Origin of the sequence: Aquabacterium sp. OR-4 (assembly GCF_025290835.2) — a bacterium.
Lineage (GTDB): Bacteria > Pseudomonadota > Gammaproteobacteria > Burkholderiales > Burkholderiaceae_C > Pseudaquabacterium.
This window is the reverse complement of record NZ_JAOCQD020000003.1, coordinates 818,123-837,587: the sequence shown is the minus strand read 5'-3', so window position 1 is coordinate 837,587 and position 19,465 is coordinate 818,123. Positions and strand designations below refer to the sequence as shown.

Sequence of the window (19,465 nt, the reverse complement as noted above, 5' to 3'; positions counted from 1 at the left end):
CACCGGTCGCGGCCGGGCGGGCAGGCCGGCACCACGCAGCCGTGCGCCATGCCGCTGGCGCGCCGCCGGTTCGTCACTTCCGACGATTGCCGGCACGCGGCCACCAGGCCAGCATGGCGCCGGCGAACCCCAGGCCCGCGTGCCTGGCGCCCAACCGGAGCACGCCCGATGGACTTCGACTTCTCTTCCGAGCAGCGCGAGCTGCAGGCGCAGGCGCGCCGCTACCTGGCCGACCACTGCGGCCGCAGCCAGGTGCGCGCCGTGCTCGACGGGCCGCAGGCCTTTGACGCCACGCTGTGGCAGGGCCTGGGCCGCCAGGGCTATCTGGGCGCGGCCATCCCCGAAGCCTATGGCGGCCTGCTCGACCCCGCCGCCCCGGCCGACGGCCTGCTGGCGCAGTGCGTGCTCAGCGAAGAGCTGGGCCGGGCCGTTGCGCCGGTGCCCTACGCCAGCAGCCTAGGCCTGGCCGCCCCGCTGCTGCTGGCCGCCGGCACCGAGGCGCAAAAGCAGCGCTGGCTGCCGGCGCTGGCCAGCGGCGAGCTGATCGCCACGCTGGCCTGGGCCGAAGGCGCCGGCCGGCTCGATGCCGCCCAAGTGCGCGGCTGCCGTGTGAGCGACGGCCGCCTGCACGGCAGCAAGCAGCCCGTGGCCGATGGCGACATCGCCCACCTGCTGATCGTGGCCGCGCGGTGCGCCGCCGACGAGGCCGCCGGCGGCCGCGCCTTCAGCCTGTGGCTGGTGCAGGCCGGGCCCGAGGTGCAGCGCCAGCCGCTGGCCAGCCTGGACCCCACGCGCAGCCAGGCGCACCTGGTGTTCAACGCCGCCCCGGCCGAGGCGCTGGGCGCGCCGGGCCAGGGCGCCGCGCTGCTGGACGCCGCGCTTGACCGCGCCGCCGTGCCGCTGGCCTTCGAGCAGATCGGCGGCGCCGATGCCGCGCTCGAGGCGGCGGTGGCCTATGCCCAGCAGCGCTATGCCTTCGGCCGGCCGATCGGCAGCCTGCAGGCCATCAAGCACATGCTGGCCGACATGTACGTGTCGGCCACGCTGGCGCGCTCGAACGCCTGCTACGGCGCCTGGGCCCTGGCCAGCGCCGCGGCCGAGCTGCCCGAGGCCGCGGCCACCGCACGCGTGTCGGCCACCCAGGCCTACCAGCACTGTGCGCGCAACAACATCCAAGCCCACGGCGGCATGGGCTTTACCTGGGAGTTCGACTGCCACCTGCACTACCGCCGCGCCCAGCACCTGGCACTGGCGCTGGGCAGCGCGCGGCAGTGGGAAGACCGCCTGGTCGACGCGCTGAAGGCCCGCCGCACCCGCGAGCGCGCGGCCGGCACCGCCGATGCCACCGCCGCTGCGACCGCCGCTGCAAACGCCGCTGCCACCCCGGCCTGAGCGCCCCCACCCCGCCCACGAAAGACCGCGATGAACTTCGACGACACCCTCGACGAAGCCGCCTTCCGCGCCGAGGCGCGTGCCTGGATCGCCGCCAACGCGCCGCAGCACCTGCGCCCGCAGCTCGAGCTGGCCGGCTTTGGCCAGCCGGCCCTGCAGCAGGGTGACGTGATCGCCGAATCGCGCGCCTGGCAGCGCCGCAAGGCCGAGGCCGGCTGGGCCTGCCTGCACTGGCCACGCGAACGCGGCGGCCGCGGCGCCACGCCGATCCAGCGCGTCATCTGGCAGCAGGAGGAGGGCGTGTACGCCAAGCTGGCCGGCATCTTCATCATCGGCCAGGGCATGATCGGCCCCACGCTGATGGCCCATGCCGAGCCGGTGCACCAGCAGCGCTACCTGCCGCCCATGGCCTCGGGCGCCGAGATCTGGTGCCAGCTGTTCAGCGAGCCGGTGGCCGGCTCTGACCTGGCCGGCCTGCGCACCCGCGCCGAGCGCGACGGCGACGGCTGGCTGATCAACGGCCAGAAGATCTGGACCAGCGGCGCGCACTACAGCGACTACGGCATGGTCATCGTGCGCACCGATGCCAGCGTGGCCAAGCACGACGGCCTGACCATGTTCTTCGTCGACATGAAGAGCCCCGGCATCGAGGTGCGGCCGATCAAGCAGGTCAATGGCCAGAGCGGCTTCAACGAGGTGTTCTTCACCAATGTGCGGGTGCCCGACCACCAGCGCCTGGGCGCGGTGGGCCAGGGCTGGCGCGTCTCGCTGACCACGCTGATGAACGAGCGCCTGTCCATCGGCGCGGGCATGCCCACCGGCTTTGCCGAACTGTTCGACTGGTGCTGCGAGTTCGACACCGGCGATGGCGGCCTGGCCGTCGACGACCCCGCCGTGCGCAGCCGCCTGGCCCACTGGGCGGTGCGCACCAGCGGCCTGAAGTACACCGCCTGGCGCAGCATCTCGGCGCTCAGCAAGGGCCAGGAGCCCGGGCCCGAGAACTCGATCGGCAAGCTGGTGGCCGGCAGCATGCTGCAGGAGATCGCCCTGTTCGCGCTGGATCTGCAGGGCCCGGCCGGCATGCTGGCCGGGGCCGACCAGCCCCAGGCCGCGGCGCGCTTCCAGGCGATGCTGCTGCGCTCGCCGGCCACCCGCATCGAGGGCGGCACCGACGAGATCCTGCGCAACATCATCGGCGAGCGCGTGCTGGGCCTGCCGGCCGACCTGCGCGCCGACCGCGGCCTGCCCTTCAACCAGATTCCCACCGCCACCACGGCCCGCCCGCGCTGAGGCGTGCCGCGCCGCCTCAACGCGCTGCAGCCCCGCCGCCCCAACGCCCCACCCCCAACGCAAGCCGCTCACGATGACTGCCAGCACCTCCGCGACGCCCGCCCGCCCGGCCAGCGCCCCCACCCACCCGAGCGGCCCGGCGCAGCCGCCCGGCCTGGGGCGCTACCCGCATGTGTTCAGCCCGCTGGCGCTGGGCCACACGCGGCTGAAGAACCGCATCCTGATGGGCTCGATGCACACCGGGCTGGAAGAGGCCACCGACGGCTACCCGCGCATGGCCGCCTACTACGCCGAGCGTGCCCGCGGCGGCGTGGGCATGATCATCACCGGCGGCATCTGCCCCAACCTCGAGGCCGGCCGCGGCAGCAAGCTCAGCACGCCCGAAGAGGCGGCGCAGCACCGGCTGATCACCGAGGCCGTTCACCAGGCCGATGCCGAGGTGAAGATCTGCCTGCAGATCCTGCACACCGGCCCGCTGGCCGGCCACCCCGATTGCGTGGCGGCCTCGGCCGTCAAGTCGCGCATCGGCCGCTACACGCCGCATGCGCTCGATGCCGACGGCATCGACAAGCAGATCGGCGACTTCGTGCAGTGCGCGCGCATGGCCCAGCTGGCCGGCTACGACGGGGTCGAGATCATCGGCTCGGCCGGTTACCTGATCAGCACCTTCCTCGTGCAGAAGACCAATCTGCGCAGCGATGCCTATGGCGGCAGCTGGCCCAATCGCATGCGCTTCGCGGTGGAGGTGGTGCAGCGCGTGCGCGAAGCCGTGGGCGCGAACTTCATCCTGGTGTTCCGCATCTCGGCGATGGACATGCTCGAGGGCGGCCTGGCCTGGGACGAGGTGGTGTCGCTGGGCCAGGCCATCGAGGCCGCGGGCGCCGACATCATCAGCACCCACTTCTGCTGGCACGAGGCGCCGGTGCCCACCATCGCCACCATGGTGCCGCGGGCTGCCTTTGCGCAGGTGACCGGCCGGCTGAAGAAGCACCTGAAGGTGCCGATGATCACCAGCAACCGCATCAACATGCCGCAGGTGGCCGAAGACGTGCTGGCGCGCGGCGACGCCGATCTGGTGTCGATGGCGCGGCCGATGCTGGCCGACCCCGAGCTGGTGCTCAAGGCCCTGCACGGCCGCGAGGACGAGATCAACACCTGCATCGCCTGCAACCAGGCCTGCCTGGACCACACCTTTGGCGGCCACCAGGAGGTGAGCTGCCTGGTCAACCCGCGCGCCTGCCACGAGACGGTGCTGCGCTACCTGCCGGTGGCACGCGCCCGGCGCATTGCCGTGGTGGGCGCCGGCCCGGCCGGCCTGGCCTGCGCCACGGTGGCCGCGCAGCGCGGCCATGCGGTGACGCTGTTTGACGCGGCCGCCGAGATCGGTGGCCAGTTCAACCTGGCCCGGCGCATTCCGGGCAAGGAAGAGTTCAACGAGACGCTGCGCTACTACCGCCGCATGATCGACAAGCACGGCATCACGCTGCGCCTGAACACCCCGGCCACGGCCGAGGCCCTGCAGCGCGAGGGTTTCGACACCGTGGTGGTGGCCACCGGCATCACGCCGCGCACGCCGGCCATCGAGGGCATCGGCCACGCCAAGGTGCTGCCCTACATCGACGCCATCCTGGGCCGCCGGCCGGTGGGCCAGCGCGTGGCCATCCTGGGGGCCGGCGGCATCGGCTTCGACGTGGCCGAGCTGATCACGCATGCCGGGCCCTCGTCGGCGCTCGACATCCCGAGCTTTGCGCGCGAGTGGGGGATCGACTTCGTCAACCACCCGCGCGGCGGTGTCACCGGCGTGCTGCCGCAGGTGAGCAAGGCCGACCGCACCGTGTACCTGATGCAGCGCAAGCCCGACGCGCTGGGCAAGAGCCTGGGTCGCACCACCGGCTGGACCCACCGCCTGGTGCTGGGCCGCCGCGGCGTGCACATGGTGGCCGGCGTGGAGTACCTGCGCATCGACGACGCCGGCCTGCACACCCGGGTCAACGGCGAGCCCACGCTGTTCGAGGTGGACACGGTGATCGTCTGCGCCGGCCAGACACCGCTGCGCAGCCTGCACGACGAGCTGCAGGCGCTGGGCGTCGACAGCCGCCTGGTGGGCGGCGCCTTCGAGGCCAGCGAGCTCGACGCCAAGCGCGCCATCCAGCAGGCCAGCAGCCTGGCCGCCACGCTGTGAGCGCACAGCCGGCGCTGATCACGCTCGACGCCGGCGGCCTGCGCCTGGCCGCCTGGGAGTGGTTTGCCGCGCAGCGCGGCGCCGCGCCCACGCTGCTGTTCGTGCATGCCACGGGATTTCATGGCCGGGTGTGGGATCAGGTGATCCACCGGCTCGGCGCGCGCCTGCCGGCACCGCGGCACATCGTGGCGCTGGAGCTGCGCGGCCATGGCCGCAGCGCACTGCCCACGCACCTGCCCGGCGGCCGTCCCTTTGACGGCTGGGCCGACTTTGGCCGCGACCTGGCCCACGCCGCGCAGGCGCTCGGCCTGCAGGGCGCGCTGGGCATCGGCCACAGCATGGGCGCCCACAGCCTGCTGCAGGCCGCCGCCCATGTGCCGGCCTGCTTTGCCGCGCTGCTGGCCATCGACCCGGTGCTGTTCGAGCCCGCCGCCTATCACCGCCTGGACGCGTTCGACCCGCAGGCCGCGGCGCGCCATCCGGCCGCCGCGCGCAAGAACCTGTTCAGCTCGCCGCAGGCCATGGTCGAGCGTTTTGCCACGCGCCAACCCTACGCGCTGTTCGACCCCCAGGCGCTGCGCGACTACTGCCAGCACGGGCTGAAGCCGCTGCCCGACGGCCAGGGCTACAGCCTGTGCTGCGCCCCGCTCACCGAGGCCATGGTCTACAGCAGCGCGGCGTACAACCCCGGCATCTACGCCAGCCTGCGGGCGCTGCAGATGCCGGTGCAGGTGGTGCGGGTGCGCGACCGCGATCCCGCGATCCAGCCGTTTGATCCACTGGGCTCGCCCACCTGGGCCGGCCTGGTGGGCGAGCTGCGCCAGGGCCGCGAGCTGCACCTGCCCGACCACCACCACCTGCTGCCGATGGAAGACCCGGCGCTGGTGGCCGGGCTGGTGGCCCAGCTGCTGCACGAGATGCGCTGAAGGCCCCGGCCCGGGCGGCCGGACCCTGCCGCTGCGCCGTTGTGGCGTTGCGCCGTGGCGGCGCCTAGCCTGAGCGCCTGGCCCGCATCAGGTGATCGAGCAGCTGGCGCGCGGCGGGCGACAGCGGGTCGGTGCGATGGGTGCAGAGCACGAAGTCGCGGTGCGCCCAGCGGTCGGCCGCACGATGCCGCCGGGCCGGGCCGGGCCCGACTGGCGCCGGCGCGCCGTGTTCAAGCCGTGTTCAAGCCGGCCTCAGGCGGGCTGCGGCGCGGCCGCCAGGCGCTCGACCAGCAGCGTGACGCTGCCCGAGTTGTTGCCGTAAAAGCGCCGCGCATCGTTGGCAAAGCACCAGAGCATGGCCTCGGCGCCGGGTCGCGCCGGGCCGTCGATCAGGGCCTCGGTGCCCACGGTCACCAGGTTGCGGGTGAACAGCGCGGGGTCGTGGATCAGCAGGTAGCGCAGCGCGCGCAGCAGGCCGAACTCGCCCCAGCGCCAGCCGAAGTCGGCGCTCGGCAGCGCCACCAGGGCCATCCACGGTGCACTGCGCTGGCGCCGCAGCCAGCCGCCCAGGCGCTTGGCCCAGCTGCGCTGAGCGGCGGGCTGGCCGGCAGGGCCCACGGGCGCTTCATCGCGGTCTTGCCACAGGCCACTGGCGCGCAGGCGGTAGCGCGCGCCGTGCTCGAGCACGATGCCGGTGTAGTCCCACAGCAGCCGGGCTTCCACCGTCACGGCGGCCTGCTGGCCTGGCGCCAGGCGCAGGCGGCGGCGCTCGCCCAGCGCCTCGGCATGCTGCTCGCGCAGCGCGATGCTGTCGTGCAGGTGGTTGTCGGGCAGGTGGTTGTCGGGCAGGTGGCTGTCGGGCGGGGGCGGGTGCTGGGCGCGAGGCCGGGCGGGGCGCTGTGCTCGGCACGCCGTGCCTGGGCCTGGGCCTGTGCTTCACCCACGGTGCACAGCGGTGTCCAGCGCGGCCAGGTGGCCACATTGGTCCACAGCGGTCCGCGGGCCGAGTTGTGCACGCGGCCCAGCGGGTCGGGCCGCAGGCGCGGCAGGCCCTCGCGCAGCTGCAGGCCGCAGGCCTGCAGCTGCTGGGCCATCCACTGCAGCGCGATGTCGGACAGGCGGGTGTCGGCGTAGCCGCCGCCCACATCGCTGTGCACGCCGCGAAACCACAGCTCGTGCACCGCCGGTTGGCGGCGATCGTCGCCATAGCCGGTGTGCACGCCGCCGGGGTCGTCGAGGCCATGCCACAGCACCGGCATGAAGCTGGTGCGCTTCTCGTCCAGCGCCAGCGCGTGGAACACATGGTCGGTGATGTTGTTGGCCGACAGGCGGTGGAAGTCATTGCGCCACAGCACGCGGAAGTTGAAGCTCCAGCCCCACACCGACAGGCCCAGCGCGCCCACCGTGTCCCACACGCCGATGGCGTGCACGCGCACGCCACGGTGCACGTCGCTCATGTCGCGGTGCAGGCGGGCGCGCGGGTCGGCCTCGTTGCGCGAGCGCTGGTAGGCGCGGTAGGCCAGGCGCACCCGTGCCGGATCGGGCGACTGGCACAGGCCCACCTTCTGGATCATGCCGGCGATGCTGCGCGCGGTGAACGCGCCGCGCGAGAAGCCGATCAGGAAGATGCGGTCCTGCGGGCCGCGGTACAGCGCGGCCAGTGCGGCGTAAGCGCGGCGGATGTTCAGGCCGATGCCCGAGCCGGTGGCGCCTTCGAGCGCGCGCTGGAAGCCGTTGCCATCGGAGCCCACGCCGGGCAGATACCAGGTGACCTGCTCGCCGCGGCTGTCGGCCTCGTCCTGGCAGGCCTGGTAGAGCCGGTACACATTGGTGGGCGTGGGCTGGCCGAAGCTCTCTTCGTCGGGCGAGTTCCAGGTGCCGTCGCAAAACAGCACCAGCTTGCGTCCGCCCGGGCCGGTCGGGCCCGTATCGCCGGCCGTGGCGGTCAAAAGCGCGTCCATGTGGGGGCCCTCCCGTGGCCTGGCAGCGCCTGCCGGCGCGGCGTCAGGTCCGCGCTGGGCACTCTACCCAGTTGCCGCCGCGGCGGTGTGAACCTGCCGCTGCGCATGCCGGTGGGCATGTCTGGTGGGGTGCATGTCCGGGGGGGTATGCCGGTGTGCGCCCGTGGCACCGGGCGCTGCGCTCACACGGCGGTCTGGCCGGTGAGTTGCCGCGTGACCGGGTGCGAGCTCGACAAGCCGCCGTCCACCACCAGGGCCTGGCCGTTGACGTAACTCGATTGCTGGCTGGCCAGAAACAGCGCCGCCTGCGCCAGCTCGTCGGGCTGGGCAGCGCGGCGCAGCGGGTTCAGCCGGCCCAGCTTGTGGCTCACGCCCTTGTCCTTGGCGTAGTCGAAGGTGGGCTGGGTCATGCCGGTCTCGGTGAGGCCGGGGCACAGGGCATTGACGCGCACACCGGTGTCGCTGAGCTGCTGCGCGCTCACCGCCACCAGGTTGATCACGCCGGCCTTGCTGGCCGAGTAGGCCGGCCCGCCGGCCCCCGAGCGCAGGCCGGCCACACTGGCCGTGCAGACGATGCTGCCGCCGCGGCCGGCATCGGCCATGGCCTTGCCGGCGTGCTTGATCATCAGCCAGGGGCCGATCAGGTTGACGCGCAGCACCTCGGTCCACAGCTCGGGCGTGGCGTCGAAGATGCCGGCCATGCCGCCGGCGATGCCGGCATTGGCAAAGGCGATGTCGAGCTGGCCGAAGGACTCCCGGGCGGTGGCCACCAGGCGCATCACATCGGCTTCTTGCCCGGCGTCGATCTGCAGTGCCACGGCCTGGCCGCCGGCCTGCTGCACCTGCTGCGCCGTGGCGTGCACGGCCTCGGTCTTGTCGCCCAGCACCAGGCGGGCGCCTTCGGCGGCAAACAGCAGGGCCGCCGCGCGGCCGATGCCCGAGCCGGCGCCGGTGAGGATGGCCACACGGCCAGCCAGCCGGCCCTGCGCTGCGGCCTGGCCGGGGGTGGAGGGGCTGCGGTCGGGATCGGGCATGCGGGGCGCTCCGGCAAAGTCAGAGAGGCAAGAGGGGGCGACGGTCGGGCATCGGCCTGGCCTGGGCCAGGCCTGCGGCGCCCGCTGCTGATTCTCTGGCCCCCGCCCGCCGCCGCGCTGCCCCCTACCGGACAGCGGCGTGCCGCCGGCCTGCGGCCAGGCCCACGCCGGCCAGGCCCAGCAGCCACAGGGCCAGCGTGCCGGGCTCGGGCACCGGCGCGCTGAAGCCCAGCTGGTCGCTGGCCACGCGCTGCAGCTGCAGCGCCGCCGCCGCCGAGAGGCCCAGCTCGCGTGCCGCCACCTCGCCGGCGCCCAGCATCGCCGGGTCAAGCCCGGTCAGGCTGCCGAACAGGGTCAGCGCGCTGAGGTACGAGCCGGCCACGCTGGCATGCGTGCCGTCGTTGAACCACAGGTCGATCAGGCCGTCGGTGGCCGCGCCGGCGCCGTACATGTCGCGCGTGGCCACGCCGCTGCTCACCGCGCGCAGGAAGGCCTGGCCCACCGGCGCAATGCCGGCAAAGCCGCCGCTGCCGTCGTTGTCGGCCACGTCCAGCGCGCGCAGGTAGGCGGCCGCGTTGTCGTCGGTCATGGCCTCCAGCGAGTCGTAGTACGAGCGCGCCGGGTTGGTCGGGTTGTAGATGGCGTCGCCGCTGCGCGGGTCGATCAGGTTGGTGCCCGGCGCATTGATGATGTTGGGCCGGGCCCAGGGCTGCATCAGCCAGATCTGCGCGTCGGCGTTGGCATTGCCGTTGGCGGCGATGTTGCGCGTGGTGGTGTTGCCGCACGAGGCGGTGGTGCCGCCGGCGGCCACGCAGCCGGCCACGCTGCCGTACAGGCCCTCGTACATCGCGCGCTCGGTGTAGCTCAGCGAGGTGCCCTGGTGCACCCAGTTCTCGATCACGTTGGCATAGGCCGTGAACGCCGGGTTGTTGGAGCCCAGGGCCACGCCGCCAACGGTCTTGGGCGGCAGCGCCTCGTCGCTCTGCTCCTGCAGCACCACCTGGTCCCAGCGCTGGCTGCCGATGTTGCCGCGCAGGTCCCAGTTGCTGTTGGCGGTGTTGAGGAAGTGCCCGCGCAGCGAGGCCGCGTTGCGTGTGGACAGCGACACGTTGTAGTCCAGCCCGGCCTGCACCGTGAACTGCTTGAAGATGCCGGGCACGCCGCCCCAGGCCACGCTCTGGCTGTGCGGCGAGTACGAGGTGAACTCGGCCCCGGTGGCCGGGTTAATCGTGCCCACGGGGTACGAATTGGTGCCGGTGAGGTTGGTGAACGGCGCGCCGGTGGTGAAGGCCAGGCTGGGGTCGCGGCCGCCATGCAGCGCACCCTGCGGCTGGGTGAGATCACGCACCTGGGCGGCGTTGTAGGTCAGCACCGGATCGAGCCGGCCGAAGGTGTAGCTGTTGCCGACGAACAGCAGGTTCACCGGTGCGGCCATGGCGCTGCCGGCCAGCAGCGTGGCGGCCAGGGCCAGCGCCCCGGGCAGGGTGGGGCGGCGGCGCGCGGTGGTGGAGGGGCGTTGGGGCATGTGTTGTCTCCTGGGGTCGGGTGGGCGGATCGGGTCTTGTTCTTGGATCGGGCAGGCTGCGCGGCCCTGGCTCCGGCTTGGGGCTGGGGCTGGGGCTGGGGCTGGGGCTGGGGCTGGGGCTGGGGCTGGGGCTGGGGCCCTGGCCGGCGGGCCGGTCGGTCAGCCGGTCGGTCAGCGGGTTGGTCAGGGGGCCGGCTGGCGCGGCGGCACGCGCTGGTCCAGCGGCGGGGGCTGCCAGTCGGGCAGCACGCTGCAATCGCCGGCAAAGCGCGCGCGCAGCTGTTCGCAGCGGGCAGCCACCGCCGCCGGGCTGGGCCGCTGGCCGGTGTCCACCCAGGCCAGCAGGGCCTCGAGCAGGGCCGGGTACACCGGGTCGGACAGGTAGCTGTGCTCGCTGTGGTCGGTGTAGACCTGCACCAGCCGCTCGGCGCGGCCGGCGCGCGCCATCGTGCGGCCGAACTCGCCCGAGAGCTCGGCAAAGGCCACCGCGTCGTGGCGGCCATGCACGGTGAGCACTGGCCGGTCGATGCGGCCGCTGGGGTCGGTGTCGTCGGCAAAGCGGCGCCGCGCGTCGGCATCAGGGCTGTAGCGCAGCACCGCCGCGTTCAGCGCGGCATCGTCGGGCGAGCCGGTGTAGCGCACGCCCTGGTTGCCAAACACCGGCCGGCCGCCGCTGCGCCGGTGGGCGATGTCGGCAAAGTGGAAGGTGGCCCAGTTCAGGTGGCCCAGCACGCTGCGCTCGGGGATGCGGATGACCTCGGTCAGCGTCTTCAGCCGCCGGGTCTGCTCGGCGCTGCGCTGCGCTGCCGGCAGGCCCAGGCCCAGGCAGTCGCGTGCGCGCGCCGCCAGGTCGGCCTGGGTCATGGCCGAGTCGGCGGGCAGGCCCATCCACAGCGGATAGGCCGGCTCGTCGGGCCGCGGGTGGTTGGCGCACAGTTGCTGGTAGACCACCCGCAGGTCCAGCCGGAAGTCGTAGCTGCGGCTGCCGCCGGCCAGCACGCCGCTGCTGAGCAGCACGCCGTCGTAGGCCGCGCCGGCCCGCTCGGCCAGCTTGGCGGCCACGCCGGCACCCCAGCTCTGGCCGTGCAGCAGGGTGCGCCGGGGTTGCGCCACATGGGCCACGAAGATGCGCCGCAGGCGCTCGGTGTCGTCGCCCGCGGCGCGCACCTGCACACCGCCCTGCGCAAAGGTCGAGCCGGCCCAGGCATAGCCCGCCTTGACCACCACCGACCAGCGCTGCAGGTCGTCCAGCGCACGCTCGGGCCGCGGCTCGCCCAGCAGCGGACCGCCATGCGCGTGCATCACCAGGTGGCCGCTCCAGTCGGGCGGCACGGCGATCAGCACATGGGCGCCGGCGCTGTCGCGGCCGGCCAGGCAGCGCGTGCCGGCGGGCAGGTCTTTCGGGCAGGCGGTGGCCTGGGGCGCCGGCTCGGGCGTGGCGCTGGGTGTGGCGCTGGGTGTGGCGCTGGGCGTGGCCGGCGTGGCGGCCAGCCGGCCGGTGCTGCTGCAGGCGCCCAGCAGGGCGGCGACCAGGCTCAGACCGGCCAGGCCCGCCAGACGAATCGAACGCTTTGACCCAATGGGGCGGATGGAGCGCATGGGGCCAGTGAGGCCAGTAGGGCCATTGAGGCCGGTGGAGGCCGTGCCGCCAGTCGGGCCGACGGGGCGAATCAGGGTGCGGTGCAAGGGCATTCGCGGATGGTGGCCGGCACCCGGCATAGCGTCAAATATGGGCAAGAACCGATTTCGATACCTTTGCCATATGGACCTGCGCCAACTGCGCTACTTTGTCGCCGTGGCCGAGGCGGGCCACATGACCCGCGCAGCGGCCACGCTGGGCCTGCAGCAACCGCCGCTGAGCCAGCAGATCCGCGCCATCGAGGGCACGCTGGGCACGCCGCTGTTCCTGCGCCACCCGCGCGGGGTGGCGCTCACCGATGCCGGGCGCGAGCTGCTGCCGCGCGCGCGCCGCCTGCTCGAGGTGCACCAGCAGCTGATGGACGACATGCAGCGCGTGTCGGCCGGCACGGCCGGCGTGCTGGCCGTGGGCATCACCAGCTCGGCCGCCGCACACGCCTTCACGCCCACCCTGCTGCGCGACTGGCGCCGTGCCCATCCGCAGGTGGAGCTGCGCATTGCCGAGGCCAGCGCCGCCGAGCTGACCGAGCGGGTCGATGGCGGCGCGCTGCATGCCGCCTTTCTGCGCGTGCCGGTGGCCACGCCGCCGGGCCTGGCCTTCGACACCCTGCTCACCGAGCCGGCCATGCTGGCGCTGCCGATCGACCATGCACTGGCGCGCCGTTACCGCGCGCACCAGCCGGTGCCGCTGGCCGCGCTGGCCGGCGAGCGCCTGATCCTGGCCCGCCGCCCCGGCGCGCCCGGCCTGTATGCCAACCTGCTGCGCAGCCTCGAGCTGCAGGGCATCGCGGTGCAGGTGGTGGCCGAGGTCGACCGCATGCTGACCAATCTGAACCTGGTGGCCTCGGGCGAAGGCCTGTCGCTGGTGCCGGCCTCGATGAAGGGCGTGCACGCCGGCTCGGTGGCCTACCGCGCCCTGACCCGCGCCGAGCGCCTGGATGCGCCGCTGACCCTGGTGCACCGCAGCGGCGATGCCTCGCCCCTGGTGCAGCGCTTTTGCGCCACCGCACGCGAAACCGCGCGTGCCCTCGCCACGCGGCCACGCCGCGCCGTGGCATGAGCGCGCCGGGCCGCTTCCCAGCGCGAATCCCGCAGCGCACAGCACGCAGGGTCGTCCAGTGAACGCGCCAGGGCGAGCGGGCCGCCGTGCATGGCTGCGCAGCGCGCTGGGGGCCGGCGTGGCGGCGGCCGCCTGGGCCGGCACCGTCACGGCCCAGGCCGCCACGGCCGCAACGGCAGGCGGGGCCGGCGGGGCCGGCGGGGCCAGCCTGGCACGCACGCCATGGCCGCAGCGGCCGCTGCGGCTGCGCTCGGCCTATCCGCCCGGCGGGGTCAGCGACGAGGTCTTGCGCGCCCTGGCCGCGCGGCTGAATGCCCAGCTGGGTGTGCCGGTGCTGGTGGAGCACCTGCCCGGCGCCGGCGGCACGCTGGCGATGGAATGGCTGGCCCGCGCCGGGCCCGAGGGCCATGAGCTGGTGTTCAGCGCCACCAGCCCGCTCAGCGTGTCGCCACACCTGGGCCGGCTGCGCTACGACCCGCTGCGCGACATCCAGCCGCTGTGCGCGGTGATGACCGTGCCGCTGCTGGTGGTGGGCACGCCGGCGCTGGCCAGCGCCTCGCTGGCCGCCGCACTGGCCGAGGCCCAGCGCCTGGGCCAGCCGCTGCGCTGGGCCAGCTCAGGCCTGGCCACCACCGGCCATCTGGCGCTGGAGGCGGTGCGCCTGGCCAGCGGCGCGCCGATCGTGCATGTGCCCTACAAGGGCGGCGGCCAGCAGATCAGCGATGCGCTGGGTGGCCAGTTCGAGCTGCTGTCGAGCAACGTGGCGCCGGCCCAGCTGGCCCTGGTGCGCCAGGGCCGCCTGAAGGCCCTGGCCGTGGGCGCCGACGCCCCGCTGGCCAGCCTGCCCGGTGTGCCCACGCTGGCCCAGGCGGGCTTTGCCGAGGCCAACCTGGCATCGACATTCGGCCTGTTTGCGCCCGGCAGCACGCCGGCCGCGCTGCTGGATGCCATGCACCAGGCCCTGCGCAGCGCCACCGCCGACGAGGCCTGGCGTGCCCGCCTGCTGTCGGCCGACAACCAGCCGCTGGCCTGGAGCCGCGCCGAGTTCAGCGCCCGCGTGCACGACGAGTGGCAGCGCCGCGGCGCACTGGTGCGCCGCCTGGGCCCGGCCCTGGCCGAGGCGCGCAGCGGCTGAAGCGGTTGCGCCCTCGCCAACGCCCGCTCAACGCCCTTCGGCCAAGGCCCCATCCACATCCGGCCTGCGGCGCCCTGCCCTGCCGCGTCCGCCGCGTGACAGCCACTCGCCACGGGCACACTTACGCTGCCGGCGCACTGCCGCTGCGGCAGCCCACACCCATGCGGCCCCAGGCCGCCCAGGAGACCGACCGATGAGCCCCCTGCCCAGCTTCGAGACCATCCGCCTTGCCCTTGACGGCACGGTGGCCACGATCACCCTGAACCGCCCCGAGCGCCTGAACGCCGCCCCGCCGGCCATGTTCGGCGAGATCCGCACCGCGCTGCAGGCCCTGCCGGGCGCTGGCGCGCGTGCGCTGGTGATCACCGGCGAGGGCCGTGCGTTCTGCAGCGGTGCCGATCTGCAGGGCCGGGTGCTGTCGGGCAACCAGACCCGCGGTGCCGGCGCCTTCAAGGCCCTGACCGAGCAGTACGGCCCGACCATGCTGGCATTGTCCGAACTGCCGATGCCGGTGATCTGCGCGGTCAACGGCGTGGCCGCGGGCATCGGCGCCTCACTGGCGCTGGCCGGCGACTTTGTCATCGCCAGCCGCACGGCCTACTTTCTCGAGGCCTTCGTCAACATCGGCCTGGTGCCCGATGGCGGCGCCACCTGGATGCTGCCGCGCCTGGTGGGCAAGGCCCGCGCGATGCAGATGATGATGCTGGGCGAGCGCATCCCGGCCGAGCAGGCCGAACAATGGGGCCTGATCTACCGCGCGGTCGACGAGGCCGAGTTTGCCGGCCAGGTGCAGGCCCTGGCCCAGCGCCTGGCCGCCGGCCCCACGCTGGCCCTGGGCCTGATCCGCAAGGGCGTGGCGCGCTCGCTGCAGCAGAGCTATGCCGAGGCCCTGCAGATGGAAGCCGCCCACCAGCATGTGGCCGGCGACAGCGCCGACGCCGCCGAGGGCGGCGCCTCGTTCCTCGAGAAGCGCAAGCCGGTGTTCAAGGGGTCATGAGGCACCCGGTCTGGCGCGTACGCCAGACCACCCGCCGGGCGGGTCGCGGGCCTGCTTGGGAGCGGCCCGGCGCTGGCCCGCGGTGTTGAGGCACCCGGTCTGGCGTGTACGCCAGACCACCCGCCGGGCGGGTCGCGGGCCGGCCTCTCAGGCCAGCACCTCGGGCCGCGCCGCCAGGGCCTCGGCCACCAACGGTCGCAGTTGCCCTGCCCGGCCGTCGGCGATGGCGGCGGCCAGTTCGTGGCGCATGCGCGGCTCCCAGAACTTGCGGATGTGGGTGGCGATGCCGTCCACGGCCTCCTGCCGATCGGGCATGGCCTCGAAGAACTGGCCGATGCGGTTGGCCATCAGCACCAGGTTGTCCAGATCCATCGTGTGCTCGCTCAAGGCTGGCCGGTGGCAGCGCAGGCTGCGGCCACCGACGGTGTGGGGGGCGGCAGCGCCGGCAGGCCCAGGCGCTCGCTGAAGCTGTAGGCCACCAGGTCGTCGCCGCGCACAAAACCGGCCAGCAGCAGGCCGCAGGCCCAGGCGGTGTCCACCGCCAGGGCCGTGGGTGCCGACACCGCGGCCAGCGCCGAGACGCCGGCGCGTGCGGTCTTTTGCACCATCTCGAAACTGGCGCGGCTGGTGATGCAGACAAAGCCCTGCGCCACCGCAGCGGCCGACAGCGCCTGCGGGCCGCGCTGCAGCGCGCCCACCAGCTTGTCGAGCGCGTTGTGGCGGCCCACGTCCTCGCGCACCACGCCCACCGTGCCATCGGCGGCGCACCAGGCCGCGGCATGGGTGGCGCCGGTGCTTTGCTGCAGGCGCTGCCACTGGCGCAGATCGCGCTGCGCGCGGCCCAGCGCGGCGGGCTGCAAGGCCACCGCCGGCAGCACGGGCAGCACCTGGCGCACCTGGGCCAGGCTGTCGGTGCCGCACAGGCCGCAGCCGGTGCGGCCGGCCAGCGTGCGGCGGCGCTCCTTGAGCCGCCATTCGCAGGCCGAGGCCACCTGCAGCCTCAGCTCGATGCCGTGATCCACGCGCACCTCGTCCACGCCGTACAGCTCGCCGGCCTGCGCGAGCAGGCCTTCGGTGAGGCCGAAGCCGAGTGCAAAGTCGGCCAGGTCGGTGGGCGTGGCCAGCATCACGGCATGCGTGATGCCGTTGAACACCAGGGCCACCGGCAGCTCCTCGGCCAGCGCATCGGCCTGCCGCACGGCCTGGCCGTCGCGGCGCGCCAGCACCTCGGCCAGGCGGGCACCAGGGGGCGGCAGCGGCGCGTCCATGGGCTTCACTTGGCGGTCACCGGTTGCGACACCGCGTGCTGCGCCTGCTCGGCCAGCGCCAGCTGCGTGCGGTTGAAGTCGGCGTACTCGGCCTGCCAGGGAGATCGCCCCCAGACCGGCACGCCGTGCCGGTCGCCCCCCGAGGGGGTGTCGACGCCTTGGGGCGACCCGGCGGCGACGGACGGCTGCATCACCTTGCTGACCTGCACCGCGGTGACCTTGTACTCGGGGCAGTTGGTGGCCCAGTCGGAGCTGTCGGTGGTGATGACGTTGGCGCCGCTCTCGGGGAAGTGAAAGGTGGTCCACACCACGCCCGGCTGCATGCGCTCGCTCACGCGGGCGCGCTGCACGGTCTGGCCGGCGCGGCTGGAGATGCCCACCCAGTCGCCATCGGCAATGCCGCGCAACTCGGCGTCGTGCGGGTGGATGTCGAGCCGGTCTTCGTCGTGCCACTGGTTGTTGGGCGTGCGCCGGGTCTGCGCGCCCACGTTGTACTGGCTCAGGATGCGGCCGGTGGTCAGCAGCAGCGGGAAGCGCTGGGTCACCTTCTCGTCACTGGGCACGTACTGGGTGTTGAAGAAGCGGCCCTTGCCGCGCACAAAACGCTCGCGGTGCATGATGGCCGTGCCGGCCTCGTCGGTGCTGGCATTGCAGGGCCACTGCACGCTGCCCAGGCGCTCGATCTTGGCGTAGTTGACGCCGGCAAAGCTGGGCGTCAGCGCCGCGATCTCGGCCATGATGGCCTCGGGGTGCGCGTAGTGCATCGGGTAGCCCAGCGCCGTGCTGAGCTTCATGGTCACTTCCCAATCGGCCAGGCCGGCCAGTGGCGGCATCACCTGGCGCACCCGGCTGATGCGCCGCTCGGCATTGGTGAAGGTGCCGTCCTTCTCGAGAAAGCTGCTGCCCGGCAGCAGCACATGGGCGAACTTGGCGGTCTCGTTGAGGAAGATGTCCTGCACCACGATGCATTCCATGGCCTCGAGCGCGGCCGACACATGCTGGGTGTTGGGGTCGCTCTGCGCGATGTCCTCGCCCTGGCAGTACAGGCCCTTGAAGCTGCCCGACAGCGCGGCGTCAAACATGTTGGGGATGCGCAGGCCCGGCTCGGGGTCGAGCGTGACGCCCCAGGCGGCCTCGAACTGGCTGCGCACCGTGGTGTCGCTGATGTGGCGGTAGCCCGGCAGCTCGTGCGGAAAGCTGCCCATGTCGCAGCTGCCCTGCACATTGTTCTGGCCGCGCAGCGGGTTCACGCCCACGCCGTCGCGCCCGACCATGCCGCAGGCCATGGCCAGGTTGGCGATGCCGATGACCATGGTGCTGCCCTGCGCATGCTCGGTCACGCCCAGGCCGTAGTAGATGGCCGAGTTGGGGCCTTGCGCATACAGGCGTGCGGCGCCCCGCAGCTCGGCCGCCGGCACGCCGGTGACGGCCTCGAAGGCCTCGGGCGAGTTCTCGGGCCGCGCGACGAACTCGCGCCACTCATGGAAGCTCTTGGCATCGCAACGCTCGGCCACATAGGCCTCGTTGACCAGGCCTTCGGTGACCACCACATGCGCCATGGCCGTGATCACCGCCACATTGGTGCCGGGCTTCAGTGCCAGGTGGTGGTCGGCACGCACATGGGGCGAATCGACCAGGTCGATGCGGCGCGGATCGATGACCACCAGGCGCGCGCCCTGCCGCAGCCGGCGCTTCATGCGCGAGGCGAACACCGGGTGCGCGTCGCTGGGGTTGGCGCCGATGACGATGATCACATCGGCCCGGGCCACGCTGGCAAAGGTCTGCGTGCCGGCCGAGGTGCCGAAGGTCTGGCCCATGCCGTAGCCGGTGGGCGAATGGCAGACCCGGGCGCAGGTGTCGACGTTGTTGGTGCCGAAGGCTGCACGGATCAGCTTTTGCACCAGGTACACCTCTTCGTTGGTGCAACGGCTGCTGGTGATGCCACCCACGGCGTTCTTGCCGTGCCGGGCCTGGATGCGCTTGAACTCCGACGCGGCGTGGCCGATGGCCTCGTCCCAGCTCACCTCGCGCCAGGGGTCGGTGATCTTGGCGCGGATCATCGGCTTGGTGATGCGGTCCTTGTGCGTGGCATAGCTCCAGGCAAAGCGGCCCTTCACGCACGAGTGGCCCTCGTTGGCCTGGCCGTCCTTCCACGGCGTCATGCGCACCACGGTGTTGCCCCAGCCGTCGCTGGGCCGCCCCAAGACGATTGCCCCCCCCAGGGGGGATGGGGGGTGCAATTTGACTTCGGCCTTGAAGCCGCAGCCCACGCCGCAATAGGCACAGGTGGTGACCACGCTGTGCTCGGGCTGGCCCAGCTCGATCACGCTTTTTTCCTGCAGCGTGGCCGTGGGGCAGGCCTGCACGCAGGCGCCGCAGCTCACGCAGTCGCTTTGCATGAAGCTGCCGCCCTGGCCCGCGGTGACGCGGCTGTCGAAGCCGCGGCCGGAGATGGTGAGCGCAAACGTGCCCTGCACTTCCTCGCAGGCGCGCACGCAGCGGTTGCAGACGATGCACTTGGACGCGTCGTACGTGAAATAGGGGTTCGAGGTGTCCTGGGTCAGATCGCAGTGGTTGGCGCCGGTCACGCCGGCCACGGCCTGGCCGGCATTGCCGTAGCGCACATTGCGCAGGCCCACCACGCCGGCCTGGGTTTGCAGCTCGCAGTCGCCGTTGGCGCTGCAGGTCAGGCAGTCGAGCGGGTGGTCGCTGATGTAGAGCTCCATCACGTTGCGGCGCAGGCGCTGCAGCGCGGGGCTCTGGGTGCGCACCACCATGCCGGCCTCGGCCAGGGTGGTGCAGCTGGCCGGCGTGCCCTTGCGGCCGGCAATCTCCACCAGGCACAGCCGGCACGAGCCAAAGGGTTCGAGGCTGTCGGTGGCGCACAGCTTGGGCACCTGGATGCCGGCCTCGACGGCAGCGCGCATCAGCGAGGTGCCGCGCGGCACGCTGACCTGCTGGCCATCGATGTGCAGTTCAACCGTTTCGGCCGACTCGCGGGCCGGCGTGCCGTGATCGATCTCGGGAGCGTGGTGGTGCAGCATGGTCAGCTTGTGC

At 73.0% G+C, this 19,465-nt stretch carries 15 protein-coding genes; 7 read left to right on the top strand and 8 right to left on the bottom strand.

All coding sequences use genetic code 11. From position 1 onward, the window contains the following. Nucleotides 1-168 precede the first annotated feature (168 nt). The 4 genes from N4G63_RS25440 to N4G63_RS25425 all read left to right on the top strand — a co-directional run bounded on the left by N4G63_RS25440 (nt 169) and on the right by N4G63_RS25425 (nt 5,790). Nucleotides 169-1,392, top strand: a complete 1,224-nt coding sequence (locus tag N4G63_RS25440) for an acyl-CoA dehydrogenase family protein (RefSeq protein ID WP_314600302.1) — start codon at nt 169-171, stop codon at nt 1,390-1,392. A 30-nt stretch (nt 1,393-1,422) separates the two neighbouring features. After that, the gene (locus N4G63_RS25435; RefSeq protein ID WP_260789762.1) at nt 1,423-2,682 is read left to right on the top strand and encodes an acyl-CoA dehydrogenase family protein; all 1,260 of its coding nucleotides are present in this window, start codon (nt 1,423-1,425) and stop codon (nt 2,680-2,682) included. Between the two features lie 73 nt (nt 2,683-2,755). Continuing rightward, nucleotides 2,756-4,864 carry an oxidoreductase gene (locus tag N4G63_RS25430; protein WP_314600301.1) on the top strand — a complete coding sequence of 703 codons (2,109 nt, stop codon included), beginning with the start codon at nt 2,756-2,758 and terminating at the stop codon, nt 4,862-4,864. Next, nucleotides 4,861-5,790 carry an alpha/beta fold hydrolase gene (locus N4G63_RS25425; protein WP_260789761.1) on the top strand — a complete coding sequence of 310 codons (930 nt, stop codon included), beginning with the start codon at nt 4,861-4,863 and terminating at the stop codon, nt 5,788-5,790. The genes N4G63_RS25430 and N4G63_RS25425 overlap by 4 nt, the downstream gene beginning before the upstream one ends. Before the next feature lie 252 nt (nt 5,791-6,042). Here N4G63_RS25425 and N4G63_RS25420 read toward each other — a convergent pair whose 3' ends face one another. From N4G63_RS25420 to N4G63_RS25400, 5 genes are all read right to left on the bottom strand, one after another. Further along, nucleotides 6,043-6,519, bottom strand: coding sequence for a hypothetical protein (locus N4G63_RS25420; protein ID WP_260789760.1), 477 nt, complete (start codon nt 6,517-6,519; stop codon nt 6,043-6,045). Further along, nucleotides 6,516-7,751, bottom strand: coding sequence for a T6SS phospholipase effector Tle1-like catalytic domain-containing protein (locus N4G63_RS25415; protein ID WP_314600300.1), 1,236 nt, complete (start codon nt 7,749-7,751; stop codon nt 6,516-6,518). Before N4G63_RS25415 ends, N4G63_RS25420 begins: the two co-directional genes overlap by 4 nt. A gap of 182 nt (nt 7,752-7,933) precedes the next feature. Beyond that, complete coding sequence (locus N4G63_RS25410; protein WP_314600299.1) at nt 7,934-8,785, bottom strand: SDR family NAD(P)-dependent oxidoreductase; 852 nt, start codon at nt 8,783-8,785, stop codon at nt 7,934-7,936. A gap of 124 nt (nt 8,786-8,909) precedes the next feature. Further along, complete coding sequence (locus tag N4G63_RS25405) at nt 8,910-10,310, bottom strand: PEP-CTERM sorting domain-containing protein (RefSeq protein ID WP_260789757.1); 1,401 nt, start codon at nt 10,308-10,310, stop codon at nt 8,910-8,912. Nucleotides 10,311-10,493: 183 nt separating this feature from the next. Continuing rightward, the gene (locus N4G63_RS25400) at nt 10,494-11,909 is read right to left on the bottom strand and encodes a hypothetical protein (protein WP_260789756.1); all 1,416 of its coding nucleotides are present in this window, start codon (nt 11,907-11,909) and stop codon (nt 10,494-10,496) included. A 163-nt stretch (nt 11,910-12,072) separates the two neighbouring features. On the opposite strand from N4G63_RS25400, the gene N4G63_RS25395 reads away from it, so the two are divergent. From N4G63_RS25395 to N4G63_RS25385, 3 genes are all read left to right on the top strand, one after another. Beyond that, on the top strand, nt 12,073-13,008 hold the full coding sequence (locus N4G63_RS25395; protein WP_314600298.1) for a LysR substrate-binding domain-containing protein: 936 nt from the start codon (nt 12,073-12,075) through the stop codon (nt 13,006-13,008). A gap of 118 nt (nt 13,009-13,126) precedes the next feature. Then, the gene (locus N4G63_RS25390) at nt 13,127-14,143 is read left to right on the top strand and encodes a tripartite tricarboxylate transporter substrate binding protein (protein ID WP_260789754.1); all 1,017 of its coding nucleotides are present in this window, start codon (nt 13,127-13,129) and stop codon (nt 14,141-14,143) included. Between the two features lie 193 nt (nt 14,144-14,336). Next, nucleotides 14,337-15,140, top strand: coding sequence for an enoyl-CoA hydratase-related protein (locus N4G63_RS25385; protein WP_260789753.1), 804 nt, complete (start codon nt 14,337-14,339; stop codon nt 15,138-15,140). A gap of 147 nt (nt 15,141-15,287) precedes the next feature. On the opposite strand, the gene N4G63_RS25380 is transcribed toward N4G63_RS25385, so the two are convergent. Genes N4G63_RS25380 through fdhF form a run of 3 tightly spaced genes read right to left on the bottom strand, consistent with a single transcriptional unit; the run spans nt 15,288 to nt 19,452 of the window. Beyond that, nucleotides 15,288-15,512 (bottom strand): formate dehydrogenase subunit delta, encoded by a 225-nt coding sequence (locus N4G63_RS25380; RefSeq protein WP_260789752.1) that lies wholly within the window; start codon nt 15,510-15,512, stop codon nt 15,288-15,290. 11 nt (nt 15,513-15,523) lie between these two features. Beyond that, nucleotides 15,524-16,408 carry a formate dehydrogenase accessory sulfurtransferase FdhD gene (fdhD, locus tag N4G63_RS25375; RefSeq protein ID WP_260790210.1) on the bottom strand — a complete coding sequence of 295 codons (885 nt, stop codon included), beginning with the start codon at nt 16,406-16,408 and terminating at the stop codon, nt 15,524-15,526. Nucleotides 16,409-16,413: 5 nt separating this feature from the next. Further along, the gene (gene fdhF / locus N4G63_RS25370) at nt 16,414-19,452 is read right to left on the bottom strand and encodes a formate dehydrogenase subunit alpha (protein WP_314600297.1); all 3,039 of its coding nucleotides are present in this window, start codon (nt 19,450-19,452) and stop codon (nt 16,414-16,416) included. Nucleotides 19,453-19,465: the final 13 nt, after the last annotated feature.